Consider the following 17,920-nt stretch of genomic DNA (forward strand, 5'->3'; position numbering starts at 1 on the left):
CGATAATTTTTATCTAATGAACCCCATGACCGACAAATTTGATCTGCTCATCCTCGCCGAGCTGCAACAGGATGCCCGTCTGCCCACGCCGGAGCTGGCCCACAGGGTCGGTCTTTCCGCCCCTGCCTGCTACCGCCGCGTCCGCGCCTTGCGGGAGTCCGGTCTCATCGAGCGGGAAGTGGCGCTGGTGGCACCGTCCACCATGGGCTGGCCCATCACCATGCTGGTGCTGGTGACCCTGGAGCGGGATCATGGCCGCATCGTCGATGAGATGATCGCCAGCCTGCAGCGGGAACCCGAGGTGATGGATCTCTGGTATGTGACGGGGGAGCAGGACTTCGTGCTGCAAGTGGCCGCCAGGGACATGCAAAGTTACGAGCAGTTCACCCGTCGGGTGCTCCATGCCAGGGACCAGGTGCGCAGTTTCAAGACTCTGGTGGTCATGGGACAGCACAAGCGTTGCGGCGCCTTGCTGCCCGGGTAAAGAGGGGGCTGCGCCGAAGCCTTGCCGGCATTGCGGGAGCGCCGTCAGGGAAACGAACAGGGGCAGGTACGGCCTGCCCCTTCTGTGTCAGCCAGGTGCCCCGGGCGCCAGCTCCTCTGCCGTCATGGGGCGCAAGACCCGGCAGGGATTGCCGACCGCCACCACGCCTGCCGGAATGTCTCTGGTGACAACGGACCCCGCCCCGATGACGCTGTTGTCCCCTATGGTGACGCCCGGGCAGATGACGACGCTGCCCCCAATCCAGACGTTGTTGCCGATGCGCACCGGCTTGCCGAACTCCACCCCCTTGATGCGAGGCGCTACCGCCACCGGGTGGGTAGCGGTGTAGATCTGCACTCCGGGGGCCAGCAGCACGTTGTCGCCTATGTGTACCTCGCACACATCCAGGATGGTGCAGTTGAAATTGGCGTAGAAATTCTCGCCGACAAAGATGTTGGTGCCATAGTCGCAGAAGAAGGGGGGCGTGATGAAACAGCGTTCTGCGCGGCCACCCAGCAGGCGGGTGAGTCGCTCATCCCAGCCAGGGGCATCGGTTCGCTCTCGGTTCAGTTCTCCCAGCAGGGCGCGGCACTGCTCCCGCGCAGCCCGCAGTTCGGGGTCCCCTGCATCATAGGGCGCTCCCGCCACCATCTTCTGCCACTCGGGGCCACGCACGGCGGGCCGCTGCACTGTTGTTGCGTCAGTCATCATTGCTCCATCAGCCAGATCAGGGATTCGTAAGGGCGCAGCTTGCAGGATTGCGGGCGGGCCGGGCTATCCGGGTAGTTGCCAAGCAGCAGTCGCCCCTCCCCGCTTTGCAGCTCGGCAGGCAGGGTAAACTCCACCGGCTCGCCGTAGAAGTTGCTCACCACCAGCAGGGTCTGACCGTTGGCGCGGCGGACATAGGCCCAGATCTGCGGGTGCCCTGCCAGCAGCTCCTGATAATCCCCCTGGGTGAAGATGGGATGGCTCTTGCGCAGGGCGATGAGATCCCGGTAGTGCCAGAACACCGAGTGCTGGTCGGCGAGCGCCGTCTCGGCGTTGATCTCGGAATAGTTGGCGGCAGGCTTGAGCCAGGGCGTCCCGCTGGTGAAACCGGCGTTGGAGGCGGCGCTCCACTGCATCGGGGTGCGCGAGTTGTCGCGGGACTTGGCGCCGAGAATGGCGAGGATCTCGGCCTCGCTCATCCCTTCCGCCTGCTTGATGGCGAAGATGTTGCGACTCTCCACATCCTGATAGTCATCGATGCGCTGATAGCCGGGGTTGGTCATGCCGATCTCCTCCCCCTGATAGATGTAGGGGGTGCCTTGCAGGCCGTGCAGCGTGCTGGCCAGCATCTTGGCGGCCACTACCCGATGCTCGCCCTCATCGCCGAAACGGGAGACGATGCGTGGCTGATCGTGGTTGCACCAGAACAGCGCCGACCACCCCTTGCCATGCATACCGCTCTGCCAGTGGTTGAAGATGCGCTTGAGTTCGAGGAAATCGAACGGGGCCTTGGTCCATTTGTCGCCGCCCGGGTAATCCACCTTGAGGTGATGGAAGTTGAACACCATGGAGAGCTCGGAGCCATCGAGGGCGCCATAGCGCTGGCAGTGCTCCAGCGAAGTAGAGGACATCTCCCCCACCGTCATGGCGCCGACAGGAGCAAACACGTCGCGGCTCACGTCCTGCAAAAATTCGTGGATGCGCGGCCCGTCGGTATAGAAGCGGCGGCCATCGCCAATCTCGTCATTCGGGAACGCCTGATCCTTGGAGATAAGGTTGATAACGTCGAGGCGGAACCCATCCACTCCTTTCTTGGCCCAGAAGTGGATGATGTTTTTCACCTCGGCGCGCACGGCCGGGTTTTCCCAGTTGAGATCCGCCTGCTCGCGGGCAAACAGGTGCAGGTAGTACTGACCGGTGGATGAGTCCAGCTCCCAGGCGCTGCCGCCAAACTTGGATTGCCAGTTGTTGGGCACGCCGCCATCCACCGGATCGCGCCAGATGTAGTAGTCGCGGTAGGGGCTGTTCTTGTCTCCCAGCGCCGACTTGAACCAGGCGTGCTCGGTGGAGGTGTGGTTGACCACGATATCCATCACGATGCGGATGCCGCGCGCATGGGCGGCGCCCAGCAGGGCCTCGAAATCGCTCATGGTGCCGTAGGCGGGATCTATGTTGAGGTAATCGGCGATGTCGTAGCCGTTGTCCACCTGGGGGGAGACATAGACCGGGGTCAGCCAGAGGGCATCGACGCCGAGGGTCTTGAGGTAGTCGAGGCGGGCCATGATCCCCTTGAGATCACCGGTGCCACGGGCGCCGGAATCCTGAAAGCTCTTGGGGTAGATCTGGTAAATCACGGCGCTTTGCCACCAGGGTGTCTGTGTCATGGTTGGTTCGCTCATTGGTTGAAACCGGATTAGTTGGAACAGGGCAACGATAAAGGGCGGAGCCAGCGCTCCGCCGAGGTTGTGTGGATCAGGCCGTGGCCAGATCCAGCTTGCCGGCAGCCTGCTGGCGCTTGTAGACCAGCAGGGTCAGCAGGGCGGGGACCACGATGGCCACCAGCATGGCGATGGCGTAGATGCCCCAGTATTGCGGCTGGATGGAGAGGATGCCCGGCAGGCCGCCCACCCCGATGCCGTTGGCCATCACACCGGCGAAGCCGCAGATGAGAGCCGCACAGCTTGAGCCCACCATGGCGCACAGCATGGGGAACTTGTACTTGAGGTTGATGCCGTACATGGCCGGCTCGGTCACCCCGAGATAGGCGGAGATGGCGGCCGGGACCGAGATCTCCCGCTCGTTCTCCTTGCGGCTGATCAGGATGATGCCGACGACCGCAGACGCCTGGGCGATGTTGGAGAGGGCGATCAGCGGCCAGATGGGGGTGCCGCCCATGCTCTGCATCAGTTGCAGGTCCACCGCGTTGGTGGTGTGGTGGATGCCGGTGATGACCAGGGGCGCATAGAGGAAGCCGAACAGGGCGGCGCCGATGGGGGCAAACGAACCCGTCATGGCCGCCTTGGCGGCAAAGCCGACGCCGTCACCAATCCAGCGGCCGAACGGACCGATCAGGGCGTGGGCCACGATCACCGCCAGCAGCAGGGAGATGAAGGGCACAATCACCAGGTAGAGATAGGCCGGGATGATGCGCTTGAGGCTGGTCTCCACCCAGGCGAGGAAGACACCCGCCAGCAGGGCCGGAATGACCTGGGCCTGATACCCCACCTTCTGGATGACGAAGAGGCCGAAGTCCCACACTTCCGGGGTCTGCTGGCCGATGCCATAGGCGTTCATCAGTTGCGGCGACACCAGCGTGATACCCAGCACGATGCCGAGGATCTCGGAGCCGCCCATCTTTTTCACCGCAGACCAGCAGACACCCACCGGCAGGAAGTGGAAGATGGCTTCACCCAGCAGCCAGAGGAAGGCGTGCACCTGGGCCCAGAACTGGCTGATCTCGGTGAGGGTGTGGGTGCCGTCGTCGAACATCTTGATGTCGCCGATGACGTTGCGAAAGCCCAGGATCAGACCACCGGTGATGATGGCGGGCAGCAGGGGGACGAAGATCTCCGCCAGGTGGGAGATGCCGCGCTCCAACGGGTTCATGTTGTGGCGGGCGGCCTGTTTGGCGGCCTCCTTGCTGCCGCCGCTCACGCCGATCTCCTGGGTGAGCGCCTTGTACCATTGATCCACCTCGTTGCCGATCACCACCTGGAACTGGCCGCCCTGGGTGAAGCTCCCCTTCACTGAAGGGATGGTCTCGATGGCCTTGGGATCGGCCTTGGCCGGATCGGCCAGCACGAACCTGAGCCGGGTCAGGCAGTGGCTGACAGTGGTGATGTTCTCTTTGCCGCCGATCCGCTCGATCAGCTGCGCCAGATGCTGTGTGTTGACTTTTGACATGAGCCTTCCCTCTGTGACTCCATGAATAATGGTCGTGTCTTTACCGGCTGGCCAAGGACCGCCCGTTTATTGGTATCGTTCCCAATCAGCATGAAGCCAGTGGCTGGCATCGGCAATGGGAACGTTCCCAATTCGTGGCGCTGGTCACAAAAAGCGCAAAACGCCGGGAATGGAGGAAAAGATAGACTACAGGGGCTGACAGGGGGCGATGGTCGCTCTGGGGGGCTGCCCCTCTTCAATCTGGTCGAGCAGCTGTCTGGCGGCCAGGATGCCGGCGTCCTTGTAGCCGAAATCCAGGCTGAGGGTGTTGGCAAAGAGGAACGTCAGCATGGGATTGCTGCCAAGGCCGCTCACCAGGATGTCGGTGCGACCCTGCTCCTGCAGGTATTTGGCGGCGCCGATGGCCAGGGTGTCGCTGGCACAGACCATGGCCTGGGTGGTGGGGCTGAGGAGTTCGGCCGCGAGCCGATAGCCGCTTTGCAGACCGAGATCCCCGAGGGCGCTGCGGGGCGTGCGCCCCTGTTCCCGACAGTAGTCGAGGTAAGCCTGATGCCGACGCAGCCCGGTGGTGAGATCGCTGCGTTCCACCCCGAGATAGGCGACCTCGGTCAGGCCACGCTCCCCGAGGTGGGCGAGCACGGCGCGCACCGCCCCGTCATCGTCGAAGCAGACCGACGAGAAGCCGGGGCGCTCGCGGGCCATCAGCACCAGTTTCTCCCTGAGCGGCGCCATGGCGGCATAGTCCAGATCGTTGAAGGCAAACAGTATGATGCCGTCCACCCCGCGCCGCTCCAGCACCGCCAGGTGCTCGCTCACCTTGGCGGGGGAGAACTTGCTCTCCATCAGCACGGCGTCGTAGCCACGCTGGTAGAGGGTCTCCAGCATGCCGCGCACCGCCTGGTTCTCGGAGCTGGAGTCGAGGCGCGACACCACGATGCCGACCACCTGCTGGCTCTGGCTGCGCATGGCCCGCGCCGATTTGCTCGGGACGAAACCGTGCTGGGCGATCACCGATTCAACCCTGGCCCTGGTCTGGGCATTGACCTTGGGATCCTGATTGAGCACCCGGGAGACGGTCGACTTGCCGACCCCGCTGAGGCGAGCGATATCGAGGATGGTCAGTTTCTTTTCCATGGGGGATCCGTGACAGGGGAGGGCGACAACCGGGATGCAGACATTGTTGTGATTAACTCCTGTGAATACAAGCCCATGGCGTTAGAATGCCCTTTCCCAGGCGACTTTCTTCGCCGTTGCACAGGACGCGCATCATGGATCTGTTGGCAAGTCTGCACTTCTCTCTCTCCATCACGGGCCCCATCTGTCTGGTGCTGGTACTCGGCATCTGGCTCAAGCGGCTGGGTCTCTTGCCCGACAGTTTCGTCGAGTCCGCCTCCCGTCTGGTGTTCCAGGTCACCCTGCCAGCTCTCTTGTTTCTAAGCATGGTGCGCACCGATTTTTCCACCATGCCGAGCCCCTGGCTCATCCTCTACGGCCTGCTCGGCACCCTCGCCGGTTTCCTGGTGCTGGAGGTGCTGGCGGCCCGTTTCATCAGCGAGCAGAAATTGCGGGGCATCTTCGTGCAGGGCAGCTTTCGCGGCAACATGGGGATCATGGGGCTGGCCTATGTGCAAAACGCCTACGGCCCGGAGGGGATAGGGGCCGCCGCCCTGCTGGTGGGCTCCATTACAGTGCTCTACAACGTGCTCGCGGTGATCACCCTGACCCGCAGCCTGGGGGGCGGAAAGGGGCTCGCCCCCATACTCAAGGGGATCGTCAAAAACCCCCTCATCATCGCCATTCTGGCGGCCCTGCCCTTCGGTCTGCTCGGCATCGAACTGCCCCAACTGGTCATTACCACGGGCAACTATTTCGCCAACATGACCCTGCCGCTGGCCCTGTTGTGCACCGGTGCCAGCCTCAACCTCAAGGCCTTGCGCGGCGGCGCCATGCTGACCGGCTGGGCCACGGTCAACCGGCTGTGCTGCATCCCCGTGCTGCTGGTGCTGGGGGCCTGGGCCCTCGGCTTCAACCCGCAGGCCCTCGGCATCCTGTTTCTCATCAGCTCTACCCCCACCGCCGCCGCCAGCTATGTGATGACCCGTGCCATGGGGGGTGACAGTGCCCTCGCGGCCAACATCATCGCCACCACCACCCTGGGCTCGCTCGTCACCACCAGCCTGGGGGCCGCCCTGATGAACTACCTGGGACTGATGGGGTGATGGGGTGCCGCCATGATGCACGACCCGGGGTTGACGGGATCGGCATTCGCCCTTGACCTTGCCGGAGGCGGCAGCTTTAGGCTGATGTCACATCGACAGAGGAGAGAGCCCATGACCATCGAACTCACCGTTACCGGCATGTCTTGCGGCGGCTGCGCTGCCAGCCTGCAAAAGGCCTTGCTGGCCCAGCCAGCAGTCCGCACCGCCACGGTCGACTTTGCCAGCCGCCAGGCCGTCATCGAGAGCGAGCTGAGCAAAGCCGAGTTGATCTCCCTGATCGAGGCGAGAGGCTTTCAGGTAGAGTGAATTATCACTTAATTGGTATAAATTAGACTAATATTCTGTTTACTTCTTTTTATTGGTGAGAGTGATCACTTAAATTCCGTTTAAAAAGAATAAAAATGCTGCAATTCCCTCATCCAAAAGGATTGCAGCATGACCCTTCCCATTCGCAAGACCCTGATCGCCGCCGTGCTCGGCCTGACCCTCTCCCCTATGGCCATGGCGCTGCCCAGCGTGCACATTCTGGCCACCGGTGGCACCATCGCCGGGGCGGGCCAGTCCGCCACCCAGTCCAACTACGAGGCAGGCAAGGTGGCCATCGAGACGCTGATCGCCGCCGTGCCCGAGATGAAAAACGTGGCCGACGTGCAGGGTGAGCAGGTGGTCAAGATCGGCTCCCAGGACATGAACGACGAGGTGTGGCTCACGCTGGCCAAGCGGGTCAACGCGCTGCTGGCCAGGGATGACGTGGACGGCATCGTCATCACCCACGGCACCGACACCATGGAGGAGACCGCCTACTTCCTCAATCTGACCGTCAAGAGCGACAAGCCGGTGGTGCTGGTGGGCGCCATGCGCCCCTCCACCGCCATGAGCGCCGACGGCCCCATGAACCTCTACAACGCCGTGGTGACCGCCTCCGACCCCGCCTCAAAGGGACGTGGCGTCATGGTAGCGATGAACGACACCGTGTTGGATGCCCGCGACGTCACCAAGACCAACACCACAGGAGTGCAGACCTTCGCCTCCCCCAACTTCGGCCCGCTCGGCTACATCCACAACGGCAAGATCGACTACCAGCGCAGCCCGGCCCGTCTGCACACCAGCAAGACCCCGTTTGACGTGAGCAAGCTCGACAAGCTGCCCCAGGTCGGCATCGTCTACAGCTACGCCAACGCCTCGGACCTGCCGGCTAAGGCCCTGGTGGATGCCAAGTTTGACGGTATCGTTAGCGCCGGGGTGGGCAACGGCAACCTCTACCACACCCTGTTCGACACCCTGGCCAAGGCGAGCAAGGACGGCATTCGCGTGGTGCGTTCCGCCCGCGTGCCGACCGGTTCCACCACCCTGGATGCGGAGATCGACGACGCCAAGTACGGCTTCGTCGCCGCCGAGACCCTCAACCCGCAGAAGGCGCGGGTGCTGCTGATGCTCGCCCTGACCCAGAGCAAGGATCCGGCCCAGATCCAGCGCTGGTTCCAGCAGTTCTGAGACCTCGGCTCGGCCTGATTGAGACTACTTTGTGAGATGAAGGGCAGGATGGGATCCTGCCCTTTCTTGTTGCGCCAGAGGCAGATGCCGGCCCTCAGCTCATCATCAGCCAGCCGCAGAAACCCAGGTAAACCAGTCCCACCAGGGCGAGCCTGCCCGCCGTCATCCGCTCCCGACTGAACCCCCTCCACAGCAGCGCGACCGCCAGCAGCGTCACCAGGGAGGAGGCCATCATGGTGCTATCCAGCAGCCAGGGGGTGAACAGCAGGCAGAACGCCTTGGGAATGGTGCCCTGGATCATCATGGCCCCCGAGATATTGGCCAGTGCCAGCCGGTGTTTGCCCTGCCGCACCCAGATGAGCACGTTCATCAGCTCGGGCATTTCGGTGGCCACCGGGCTCAGCAGCAGGGCCGCCAGCACCGGCGAGAGGCCGAACAGCTCGCCCATGTTCTCCAGCTGGTGAACGAACAGCTGGGCCGCCAGCGCCACCACACCGAGCGCCACCAGGGTTTGCAGCAGCACCTTGCCGAGCGCCGGGATCCTGGCGTGTGGATCCAGCTTGAGGGGGGAGGGCAATTCGGCATCGTGGCTGTCGGTCTGTTTCAGCTCACGTCGCACATAGAGGAGGTACATCAGCACGAACAGGGGGGCCAGCCAGGTTTTATCGGTGAAGGCCACCATGCCAAGCAGCACGGCCAGCAGGAAGATGCCGGCAAACCAGGCCTGATCGCGGCCTATCTCGCGCTGCACCTCGCCATTGATGGCTCTGTGCTCCCGGCTCATGCACAGCAGCAGGGTCACGCCGACGGCAGCATAGCCTATGGTAGCCAGCACCAGCGGGCCGCCGAGGGCCGCACCTATGCCTATCTGCTGCTGGGCGGGGGCATCCCCCATCAGCAGGGCGGTCAGGGTGACGATGCATTCGGGCAGGGCCGTGCCGAGGGCGGCCAGCAGAGAACCGGTGGCACTTTGGGACAGTTTGAAATGATGGCCGGTCCATTCGATGCCGTTGACGAAGTATTCGCAGGCCAGATAGATGCTGACGGCAGAGATCAGAAATAACAGCAGGGTGATCAGCATGATGAGTAACCGCCAGGCGAGCAGAACAACCGATGGACCCGATACGGCTCGCCCGGCTGGCGTGCATATCGGGGCCAAAGGTCTTGCAGGACGATAGGTGCTATCGCCGCCCATGCCATGGATCTGCGGATCCAAGAGTGTTGACATGGGCCCTGCCCGGATTTCGGGCGGGTTGCTACTCCCCAGTGACAGTGCGGGCTTTTTACCAAGTGGCTCGGTGAGGCGCAAGGCCAACAGGAGATGATCCGCGCGACAAGTTGTAAAAGGATGTGACAACCCCCTCGACTCTCCCGTCCGGGATCCTGATCTTTTTACGGGGATCCTTGTGCTGGCACAGCGATTGCTATGAGTTGGCTACTGTCCACATTGACTTGGGAAGGGTGAACGATGAAACGGTGGATCCAACATTTTTACCAGCTTAATCGCCTCAACTGGCTGATGGTCTGGCTGCTGCTCTGCTGCAGCATCATCCTGCTGTTTCCGGCCGGATTGATGAAAGGTGCCGTGAGCCAGTGGGCCACGACTCATGCGGCCTGGCTTGGGGTCGGCATGTTGATCGCCATCTCCTATTTCTGCAGTCAGGGCTTCCTGATCGCCTGGGAGTGGGCCTGTGACGAGTGGCAGTCCCGCCGCCAGCAGGATCAACTGGCCCAGATGATTGGCTTCCTCGACTTCAACGAGAAGGCGGTGCTGCGGGAGTTCGTACTGCAACGGAAAAGCGTCATAAACCTGCCGATCACCGAACCCGCCGTCAAAAACCTGATGGATGCCGGCGTGCTCACCTACGCCTACGGCAAGCCGGCGCGAGAGAAGGAGGACGAGAACCAGATCCGCGCCCTGATGATCGCCCTGCCGGCGCGCCCTCTGCTGACCTACAAGGTTCTGGGGCTGTCGCGGGGCAAGATGAGCGACGAGCAGGTGGAGCAGATCATGAATGCCAGGCCCAAATTCGCGCAGAAAAGCCTCCAGCGCTGACCTTTCCCCCCATGAAAGAAAAGAGCCGGACATCTGTTCCGGCTCTTTGCTGTCTGGCGTTGTTTATTCGGTTCTGGACTTGAGGTAGCCGGCGTAGTCGGGTACCTGGACGCTGAATGCCTGCTGCATGTGCGGGCTGTCCATGATGAAGTCCGCCGTCGCCTCGTTGGTGGCGACCGGGATGTTCCAGACAGCCGCGAGGCGCAGCAGGGCCTTGACGTCAGGATCGTGGGCGGCGGGATTGAGGGGATCCCAGAAGAAGATCATCACGTCTATCTTCCCTTCGGCGATGAGGGCGCCGAGCTGCTGATCCCCTCCCATGGGGCCGGAGAAGAGGCAGGTAATGGGCAGCTGCGCCTTCTTGCCGAGCAGGGTGCCCGTGGTGCCGGTCGCATAGAGATGGTGGAGCTTGAGCTCCTCCTTGCGGCGCAGCACCCAGCTCAGCAGAGGGGCTTTCATGTTGTCGTGAGCCACCAGGGCAACCCGTTTGTGGGGCGCCATCTCGCGTGCAATCAGTTCCATGGAGGTCATCCGTAGCAAAATGATGGGAATGGGGTCGTATCCTAATCGAAAGCGGCGCCTGCCGCTGCCCCATGCATCGTAACTGTGATCCCGGAGGCGGTTCAATCCGGCGCCTGCCATCCTGACAGCCTCTGGCCTGCCTTGTCAGCAGCCAGGTTGGCCACCGTATCGTTCGGCAAGATCTCTGCCGCTGGCGCCATGAAAAAACCCGCCTGGGCGGGTTGGGATTGTCTCTTGATGTCATCGCGATTCAGGATGACTCGGCGTGGAGCTGGGATTGCTGGTAGTTTTCCAGACCGATACGGGCGATGAGATCGAGCTGGGTTTCCAGCCAGTCCACATGCTCCTCTTCATCTTCCAGGATCTCCTGGAACAGGTCGCGGCTGACGTAGTCCTGCACGGACTCGGCATAGGTGATGGCGACTTTCAGGTCGGGGATGGCGTCCATCTCCAGAGACAAGTCACAGCGCAGCATCTCTTCCACCGTCTCACCGATGCGCAGCTTGCCCAGATCCTGCAAGTTGGGCAGCCCTTCCAGAAACAGCACCCGCTTGACCAGCTCGTCGGCATGTTTCATCTCATCGATGGATTCGTGATACTCCTTGTGCCCCAGCCCCTTGAGGCCCCAGTCATCATAGATGCGGGCATGCAGGAAGTATTGGTTGATGGCAACCAGCTCATTGGCCAGCACCTTGTTGAGGTGGGCAATGATTTTGGGATCTCCTTTCATCGACATTACTCCTCGTGTTCGAGCCTAGGCAACGATCACTAGAGCTTAGTCCAGAAACATGACCATAACGTGATGGGGAAAGTCGTCCCCTGGAGGGCAGAAGGAGAGATGAAGACGAGAAGTCGGCGGTTTTACGCCACTTCGTAATAGAGCGGTGCCTGCTCTGACTCCATCTTGTCGATTTCGGTAGCGATGATCTCCATCGCCATGCGCACACATTTACCACATTGAGTACCGACTTCCAGCGACTGTTTCAACTGTCGGAATTCAGTCTTGCCTGCCTGTACCGCCTTGCGGATCTGGTTATCTGTGATGCCGCGGCACAAACACACGTACATAATCTGGACCTCATGCTGGAATGAGATGAAATCTAAATGAGAATGGTTCGTAGTGCAAAGAACGAATGGTAATAAGATCCCGAGCTTGCCAGTGATTCCACCCTTGGGGAGAATGCCTTCATCAGAGAGGATGCGAACATGTTCAAAAGACTATTCAATGCCCTGTTCAAGGGAGAGATCGCCCAGAGCCCCGAGGTTGAGCCCATCGAATGCATGGGCTATCTCATCTATCCCGAGCCCATGGCGGAAGGGGGGCAATACAGGCTGGCAGGTCGCATCACCAGGGAGATCGACGGGCAATTACAGACCCATCGCTTCATCCGCTCCGATCTCTTTGCCAACCCGGCGGATGCCGAGCGCTTCATGGTGCAAAAGGCCCATACCTTCATCGACCAGATGGGGGAGCGCATGTTTGAACCCCGTGTTAAGCCAGACGCCAGCCCAGCTCCATGATGTCAGCCGAGCTGCTCGCCTTGCGCCACGCTATCGCTCATGCCGGCGAGCGGCGTCTGATCTGGCTGGAAGGGGAGGAGGATGACTGCATCGTTCGCGCCGAATCCTTGCTGTGGGGAGAGGTGTTCTGGCTGGGGCAGGGTCCTGAGCATCATGCTCCGCAGCCTGCCGCCAAGGCGCTTCAACGGCTCGGTCAGGAGTGCGACACCCTGGTATTCAATGCCTTCAGCGGTTTTCACCCCGATGCATTCGGTGCCTTGGCGGGGACATTGAGGGCTGGGGGGCTCTTGCTTCTGCTGACCCCGCCGCGGGAGGCATGGCCGACCTACCCAGACCCTGATCGTCAGAGGCTGGTCGCCCAGCCAGAGGAGGTCGATCGTGCCGGGCAGGGGTTCATCTCCCGTCTGGTACGGTTGCTGGAAGAAGATCCGGCGCGAGATCTGACGCCTGCCTCTTGTGATATTACCTGGCAGCCTCTCGACGGGGACCGGCCGCTGAGCGCGGATCAGGCCCGTGCGCTGCCCGCCATCCACAACGTGTTGCACGGCCATCGCCGTCGCCCCCTGGTGCTGAGCGCCGATCGCGGTCGTGGCAAGAGCGCCGTGCTGGGGCTGGCGAGCGCCGACTTGCTGAGTCGGGATCCGGCCTTGACGATAGCGGTGACTGCCCCTTCCCACGCTACAGTGGCGACACTTTTTGCCCATGCAGAGCGCGCGCTGGCAGAGATGCCTGAGCGGCTGGCCGGTCTGAGCTATGTGTCCCCTGATCGGGTGGCTCAAGGAGACGTGCTGGCGGATCTGTTGCTGGTGGATGAGGCCGCAGCCATCCCGACCCCACTGCTGGAGGCCATGCTGGCCCGTCACAGTCGCATTGTCTTCGCTACAACGGAGCATGGCTATGAGGGGACGGGGCGTGGCTTTCATCTGCGCTTCAAGAGGGTACTCGATGAGCAAACCCCGGATTGGCAGGAGCTGCGCCTGGTGGAGCCCATTCGCTGGAGCCTGAGCGATCCGCTGGAGCCTCTGATCTTCCGGCTCCTTGGTCTGAATGCCGACATATCGGCACCTCATCCCCCGACATCACCGACCTGGCGCCTGGTCGGACAAGATGAGCTGGCCCGTGATGACGCGCTGCTCAATCGGGTGTTCGGCCTGCTCGTGTTGGCTCACTACCAGACCAGCCCCAGTGATCTGCGGTATTTGCTGGAGGGGCCGGATCTCGACATTCATCTGATGGAGCAGGGACAGGAGTTGCTCGGGGTGGCGCTGGTCGCGCGGGAGGGCAATATCCCCCCTGATCTGGCGCACGCGATCTGGGCCGGACGACGGCGCCCTCGTGGACATCTGCTGCCCCAGTCGCTGCTGGCCCACGCCGGTTTCGTGACGGCGGGGGAGCGCTCTTATGCCAGGGTGATGCGCATCGCCATCCATCCTGCCCTTCATCGTCTCGGGCTGGGGTCTTGGTTGCTGGACAAGCTGGTATCACATTATCGGGCATTAGGGGTTGATTATCTGGGATCTGCCTTCTCCGCCAGTCCAGATCTGCTGCCATTCTGGCTCAAGGCGGGATTGAAGGTGCTGCGTCTTGGTCTGCAGCGCGATGCGGCCAGCGGCAGTCATGCAGCTTTGCTGCTGATGCCGCTGCAATCGGAATATCACGCCGAGCTGGCGCAATGGCGACAGCGTTTCATGAGCCAGTTGCCGGCCCTGCTGGCGGGTGAACTCAAGAGGCTGGATACCGAACTGGTCTGGCTATCCCTCAGAGGCGGACCTGTCACTCATGTGCCGGATCTGGATGAATTCGAGCATCGGGAACTCGATTGCTTTGCCCACCATCACAAGCCATTCGAATTGTGCCAGGCGACACTGCAACGCTGGCTGCTCCGGCAAGTGATGATGCTGGATGCGTTGAGTCAGGATGAACGACGGTTGCTGATCGCCACCATCTGGCAATATGCGCCCTGGTCCGAGCTGGCTGCCCGACAGGGCGTCGTGGGCAAACCCGCCCTGATAAAAGCATTGCGCTCCCTGCTGGTCAGACTGCTGGCTCAGCAAGCACCAGCGGGCTGACCCCCGCCTCTGGCACGGCAGAAAACCACGGAGCCCGGGAGGGCCCCTCCCGGGTTCTGCACATCGATTCGACTCACCATGGCTGAAGCTCTCCCCGTTCAAGACGTGGCCACCCCGGGACCCGTTTCTCCCTCTTCCCTGCTCGCGTTTTGCCTATTGCCACTGCTCTGATGAGCCTGGTCAGGGCTGTCTGCATTTTGGTTTTTTCTGAATATGGACTAATACTTGAATGTGAAATGAGTTTTAATAAATGCATTATTTTCAGATGGTTAGCGTTAGGTGTATTGAATGCAGGCCATCTTCTCCAACGTGCACAGGGAGTGCAATGTGAGAAACGATGCAGCTCAGGCAGGTGCCGGAATGATGATGTGGTTCATCAGCAGCAGCGCCTTTGCCAATGAGATCCGGTTCAACATGACGCGCGGGGCGACCGCCATCAGTCAGCAGGTCTATGACCTGCACATGACGATTTTCTATATCTGTTGCGTCATCGGTCTGCTCGTCTTCGGCATCATGTTCTGGTCCATCGTGCACCATCGAAAATCGCGCGGTGCCAAAGCCGCCCAGTTTCACGAAAGCACTCGCATCGAGTTGCTGTGGACTGCCATCCCCGTGTTGATACTGATCGCGATGGCGGCACCGGCAACCTCGACCCTGTTGAAGATGGAGGATACCTCCAAGGCCGATCTCACCGTCCTCGTCACGGGCTCGCAATGGAAATGGCATTACAAATACCTCGAGTATCCGGTGGCGTTTTATTCCCTGCTGGCGACCAGCAAACAGCAGATCTCCGGTGATGCCCCCAAGGGCGGCAATTATCTGCTGGAGGTGGATAACCCTCTGGTATTGCCGGTCGGCAAGAAGATCCGTTTCCTGATGACCTCGGACGATGTCATCCACTCCTGGTGGGTTCCCGCCTTCGCCGTGAAAAAAGATGCCAATCCTGGCTACATCAACGAATCCTGGACGCGGATCGACAAGCCGGGCACCTATCGTGGGCAGTGCGCCGAGCTGTGCGGCAAGGATCACGGTTTCATGCCCGTGGTTGTGGTGGCCAAATCCGCAGAGGAGTTCGAGGCGTGGATTGCCAGGAAGGGAGACGAGCAGGCAACCGCCAAGGCACAGCAACAGGTGCAGGCAGCGGAGACCATGACGTTGCCACAAGCCATGGCGCTGGGGGAGAAAGTCTATCTGGGCCACTGTGCGGCCTGTCATCAGCCCGCGGGTACCGGATTGCCCGGCATCTTCCCGGCGCTCAATGGCAGCAAGGTGACCACACAGGCGGAGCATCGTGCCCAGCATCTGGATACGGTGTTGCATGGCCGGAGTGGTACGGCGATGCAACCTTTTGGCAAACAGTTGACGGCACAGGAACTCGCCGCCGTCATCACCTATGAACGCAATGCCTGGGATAACAAGACCGGTGACCTTGTGCAGCCAGCCGAGGTGCAGTCCCTTCTCAACCCGGTCAATCCGGACAAGGACAAGTGAGGCGTCGGCATGAGTGATGGAATCACGGATACCCCGCACAGCGAACATGTCCACCAGCCAGCGGCCGGTCTGAGGCGCTGGCTCTACACCACCAATCACAAGGACATCGGTACCCTCTATCTGTGCTTTGCCCTCACCATGTTCTTTACCGGTGGCGCCATGGCCATGGTGATCCGGGCAGAACTGTTCCAGCCCGGACTGCAACTGGTGGAACCCCTGTTTTTCAACCAGATGACCACGGTACACGGCCTCATCATGGTCTTTGGTGCCGTCATGCCTGCCTTCACCGGCCTCGCCAACTGGCTGATCCCCATCATGATTGGTGCCCCTGACATGGCGCTGCCCCGCATGAACAACTGGAGCTTTTGGATCCTGCCGTTTGCTTTCCTCATCCTCCTGTCGAGCCTGTTTATGGAGGGAGGCGGCCCCAGTTCTGGCTGGACCTTCTATGCCCCCCTGTCCACCCAGTACAGCGGCAACAGCACGGCCCTGTTTGTCTTTGCCATTCACATCATGGGGATCTCCTCCATCATGGGGGCCATCAACGTCATCGTGACCATCTTCAACCTGCGGGCGCCGGGCATGGGCTGGATGGAGATGCCGCTGTTTGTCTGGACCTGGCTCATCACGGCGTTTCTGCTCATCGCTGTCATGCCGGTGCTGGCGGCTGCGGTGACCATGGTGCTGACGGACAAGTATTTCGGGACCAGTTTCTTCGATGCGGCCGGTGGGGGGGATCCTGTCCTGTTTCAGCACATTTTCTGGTTCTTCGGGCACCCGGAAGTCTACATCATGATATTGCCGGCTTTCGGCATCGTCTCCAGCATCATTCCGACCTTCTCCCGCAAGAAGCTGTTCGGTTATCGCTCCATGGTCTATGCCACCAGCAGCATCGCCTTGCTCTCCTTCATGGTCTGGGCTCACCACATGTTCACCACCGGATTGCCCGTGGTGGCGGAGCTGTTCTTCATGTACACCACCATGCTGATCGCGGTGCCGACAGGGGTAAAGGTGTTCAACTGGCTTGCCACCATGTGGCGTGGTTCTCTGACATTCGAGACCCCCATGCTGTTTGCCATCGCCTTCATCACTCTGTTCACCATTGGCGGTTTCTCCGGGCTGATGCTGGCCATGACACCGGCTGATTTTCAGTATCACGACACCTATTTCGTAGTGGCCCATTTCCACTATGTGCTGGTGACCGGTGCCGTCTTCTCGATCCTGGCCGCTGCCTACTACTGGTTGCCGAAATGGACGGGGCACATGTATGACGAGCGGCTCGGCCAATGGCATTTCTGGTGTTCGCTCGTCTCGGTCAATGTGCTGTTTTTCCCCATGCATTTTGTCGGGCTGGCGGGCATGCCTCGCCGCATTCCCGATTACGCCCTGCAATTTGCCGACTTCAACATGCTGATCAGCCTGGGGGGTTTTGCCTTCGGCCTGTCCCAACTGCTGTTTGTCTGGGGCGTGATCAAATGCATCAGAGGCGGAGCCAAGGCGAGCGATCGGGTATGGGAGGGGGCCGAGGGGCTGGAATGGACGCTCTCTTCTCCCCCTCCCTATCACAGTTTCCAGACTCCGCCGGATATCCGGTTGGAAGAGCGTTAGGGAGGTCATATGACCCAGGTCAGTCATGCCCCCTTGCTCAGAAAACTGGCTCTGGTCGTGCTCGTCATGTTTGGTTTTGCCTTTGCGCTGGTGCCGCTTTATGACGTCTTCTGCCGGATCACCGGCCTCAATGGCAAGACGTCTGATCAAGCGGCCAGTACGGAGCGGGCGGTGATCGACAGCAAGCGGAGCATCCAGATCGAGTTTCTTGCTCATGCGGATACCCGGATGCCGTGGGAGTTCAGCGGTGAGACGACTCGGCTGTCGGTGCGGCCGGGGGAGGTGAAGATGGTCAACTTTCGGGTGTTCAATCCCACGGAGCGGACCATGGTGGGTCAGGCGGTCCCGTCGGTCTCTCCCGGTCCCGCCGCAGCCTATCTGAAGAAAGTGGAGTGTTTCTGTTTCAATCGCCAGGAGCTGAGGGCAGGGCAGAGCAAGCTGATGCCGCTCAAGTTCTATATCGATCCGGCACTACCGGACAGCATCAATACCATCACGCTTTCTTACTCGCTCTATGACATCACGGAGTCCGTACCTGCACCGGCACTCGCACAGAGGAAATGAC

18 protein-coding genes and 1 riboswitch are annotated in these 17,920 nt (G+C 61.1%); of the genes, 10 read left to right on the forward strand and 8 right to left on the reverse strand.

Annotation, left to right across the window (positions count from 1 at the left end):
- Positions 1 to 25 precede the first annotated feature (25 nt).
- Positions 26 to 484 carry an Lrp/AsnC family transcriptional regulator gene (locus tag AB5Y68_RS19860; protein ID WP_039039724.1) on the forward strand — a complete coding sequence of 153 codons (459 nt, stop codon included), beginning with the start codon at positions 26 to 28 and terminating at the stop codon, positions 482 to 484.
- An 87-nt stretch (positions 485 to 571) separates the two neighbouring features.
- Here AB5Y68_RS19860 and AB5Y68_RS19865 read toward each other — a convergent pair whose 3' ends face one another.
- The 4 genes from AB5Y68_RS19865 to treR form a co-directional block, all read right to left on the reverse strand.
- Complete coding sequence (locus AB5Y68_RS19865; protein WP_039039723.1) at positions 572 to 1,192, reverse strand: sugar O-acetyltransferase; 621 nt, start codon at positions 1,190 to 1,192, stop codon at positions 572 to 574.
- On the reverse strand, positions 1,192 to 2,856 hold the full coding sequence (gene treC, locus AB5Y68_RS19870; protein ID WP_039039722.1) for an alpha,alpha-phosphotrehalase: 1,665 nt from the start codon (positions 2,854 to 2,856) through the stop codon (positions 1,192 to 1,194). The genes AB5Y68_RS19865 and treC overlap by 1 nt, the downstream gene beginning before the upstream one ends.
- Before the next feature lie 88 nt (positions 2,857 to 2,944).
- Positions 2,945 to 4,375: a PTS trehalose transporter subunit IIBC gene (treB, locus tag AB5Y68_RS19875; RefSeq protein WP_039039721.1), complete on the reverse strand. Its 1,431-nt coding sequence runs from the start codon at positions 4,373 to 4,375 to the stop codon at positions 2,945 to 2,947.
- A 186-nt stretch (positions 4,376 to 4,561) separates the two neighbouring features.
- Complete coding sequence (gene treR, locus AB5Y68_RS19880) at positions 4,562 to 5,509, reverse strand: trehalose operon repressor TreR (RefSeq protein WP_039039720.1); 948 nt, start codon at positions 5,507 to 5,509, stop codon at positions 4,562 to 4,564.
- 134 nt (positions 5,510 to 5,643) lie between these two features.
- On the opposite strand from treR, the gene AB5Y68_RS19885 reads away from it, so the two are divergent.
- The 3 genes from AB5Y68_RS19885 (at position 5,644) to ansB (ending at position 8,088) form a co-directional block, all read left to right on the forward strand.
- Complete coding sequence (locus AB5Y68_RS19885) at positions 5,644 to 6,594, forward strand: AEC family transporter (protein ID WP_039039719.1); 951 nt, start codon at positions 5,644 to 5,646, stop codon at positions 6,592 to 6,594.
- A gap of 111 nt (positions 6,595 to 6,705) precedes the next feature.
- Positions 6,706 to 6,900 (forward strand): heavy-metal-associated domain-containing protein, encoded by a 195-nt coding sequence (locus AB5Y68_RS19890; RefSeq protein WP_039039718.1) that lies wholly within the window; start codon positions 6,706 to 6,708, stop codon positions 6,898 to 6,900.
- Positions 6,901 to 7,029: 129 nt separating this feature from the next.
- Positions 7,030 to 8,088: an L-asparaginase 2 gene (gene ansB / locus AB5Y68_RS19895; protein WP_010675782.1), complete on the forward strand. Its 1,059-nt coding sequence runs from the start codon at positions 7,030 to 7,032 to the stop codon at positions 8,086 to 8,088.
- A gap of 94 nt (positions 8,089 to 8,182) precedes the next feature.
- On the opposite strand, the gene AB5Y68_RS19900 is transcribed toward ansB, so the two are convergent.
- Positions 8,183 to 9,169, reverse strand: a complete 987-nt coding sequence (locus AB5Y68_RS19900; protein ID WP_368207497.1) for a sodium:calcium antiporter — start codon at positions 9,167 to 9,169, stop codon at positions 8,183 to 8,185.
- Between the two features lie 89 nt (positions 9,170 to 9,258).
- Positions 9,259 to 9,365: riboswitch (yybP-ykoY riboswitch) on the reverse strand.
- 191 nt (positions 9,366 to 9,556) lie between these two features.
- On the opposite strand from AB5Y68_RS19900, the gene AB5Y68_RS19905 reads away from it, so the two are divergent.
- The gene (locus AB5Y68_RS19905; protein WP_039039716.1) at positions 9,557 to 10,144 is read left to right on the forward strand and encodes a superinfection exclusion B family protein; all 588 of its coding nucleotides are present in this window, start codon (positions 9,557 to 9,559) and stop codon (positions 10,142 to 10,144) included.
- A gap of 63 nt (positions 10,145 to 10,207) precedes the next feature.
- On the opposite strand, the gene AB5Y68_RS19910 is transcribed toward AB5Y68_RS19905, so the two are convergent.
- From AB5Y68_RS19910 to AB5Y68_RS19920, 3 genes are all read right to left on the reverse strand, one after another.
- Complete coding sequence (locus tag AB5Y68_RS19910) at positions 10,208 to 10,666, reverse strand: methylglyoxal synthase (RefSeq protein ID WP_039039816.1); 459 nt, start codon at positions 10,664 to 10,666, stop codon at positions 10,208 to 10,210.
- A 250-nt stretch (positions 10,667 to 10,916) separates the two neighbouring features.
- Complete coding sequence (bfr, locus tag AB5Y68_RS19915; protein ID WP_010675778.1) at positions 10,917 to 11,396, reverse strand: bacterioferritin; 480 nt, start codon at positions 11,394 to 11,396, stop codon at positions 10,917 to 10,919.
- A gap of 131 nt (positions 11,397 to 11,527) precedes the next feature.
- Complete coding sequence (locus tag AB5Y68_RS19920; RefSeq protein WP_039039715.1) at positions 11,528 to 11,734, reverse strand: bacterioferritin-associated ferredoxin; 207 nt, start codon at positions 11,732 to 11,734, stop codon at positions 11,528 to 11,530.
- A 138-nt stretch (positions 11,735 to 11,872) separates the two neighbouring features.
- Here AB5Y68_RS19920 and AB5Y68_RS19925 point away from each other — a divergent pair, with 138 nt between their 5' ends.
- The 5 genes from AB5Y68_RS19925 to AB5Y68_RS19945 all read left to right on the forward strand — a co-directional run bounded on the left by AB5Y68_RS19925 (position 11,873) and on the right by AB5Y68_RS19945 (position 17,919).
- Positions 11,873 to 12,187 carry an HlyU family transcriptional regulator gene (locus AB5Y68_RS19925; protein WP_039039714.1) on the forward strand — a complete coding sequence of 105 codons (315 nt, stop codon included), beginning with the start codon at positions 11,873 to 11,875 and terminating at the stop codon, positions 12,185 to 12,187.
- The gene (locus AB5Y68_RS19930) at positions 12,184 to 14,256 is read left to right on the forward strand and encodes a tRNA(Met) cytidine acetyltransferase TmcA (protein WP_039039713.1); all 2,073 of its coding nucleotides are present in this window, start codon (positions 12,184 to 12,186) and stop codon (positions 14,254 to 14,256) included. Before AB5Y68_RS19925 ends, AB5Y68_RS19930 begins: the two co-directional genes overlap by 4 nt.
- A 360-nt stretch (positions 14,257 to 14,616) precedes the next feature.
- Positions 14,617 to 15,747: a cytochrome c oxidase subunit II gene (gene coxB / locus AB5Y68_RS19935; RefSeq protein WP_234704014.1), complete on the forward strand. Its 1,131-nt coding sequence runs from the start codon at positions 14,617 to 14,619 to the stop codon at positions 15,745 to 15,747.
- 9 nt (positions 15,748 to 15,756) lie between these two features.
- Complete coding sequence (gene ctaD, locus AB5Y68_RS19940; RefSeq protein WP_039039712.1) at positions 15,757 to 17,355, forward strand: cytochrome c oxidase subunit I; 1,599 nt, start codon at positions 15,757 to 15,759, stop codon at positions 17,353 to 17,355.
- Between the two features lie 9 nt (positions 17,356 to 17,364).
- Positions 17,365 to 17,919, forward strand: coding sequence for a cytochrome c oxidase assembly protein (locus AB5Y68_RS19945; protein ID WP_039039711.1), 555 nt, complete (start codon positions 17,365 to 17,367; stop codon positions 17,917 to 17,919).
- The last annotated feature ends 1 nt before the right edge of the window (position 17,920 follow it).

This window comes from Aeromonas sp. R6-1 (assembly GCF_040908165.1).
Lineage (GTDB): Bacteria > Pseudomonadota > Gammaproteobacteria > Enterobacterales > Aeromonadaceae > Aeromonas > Aeromonas caviae.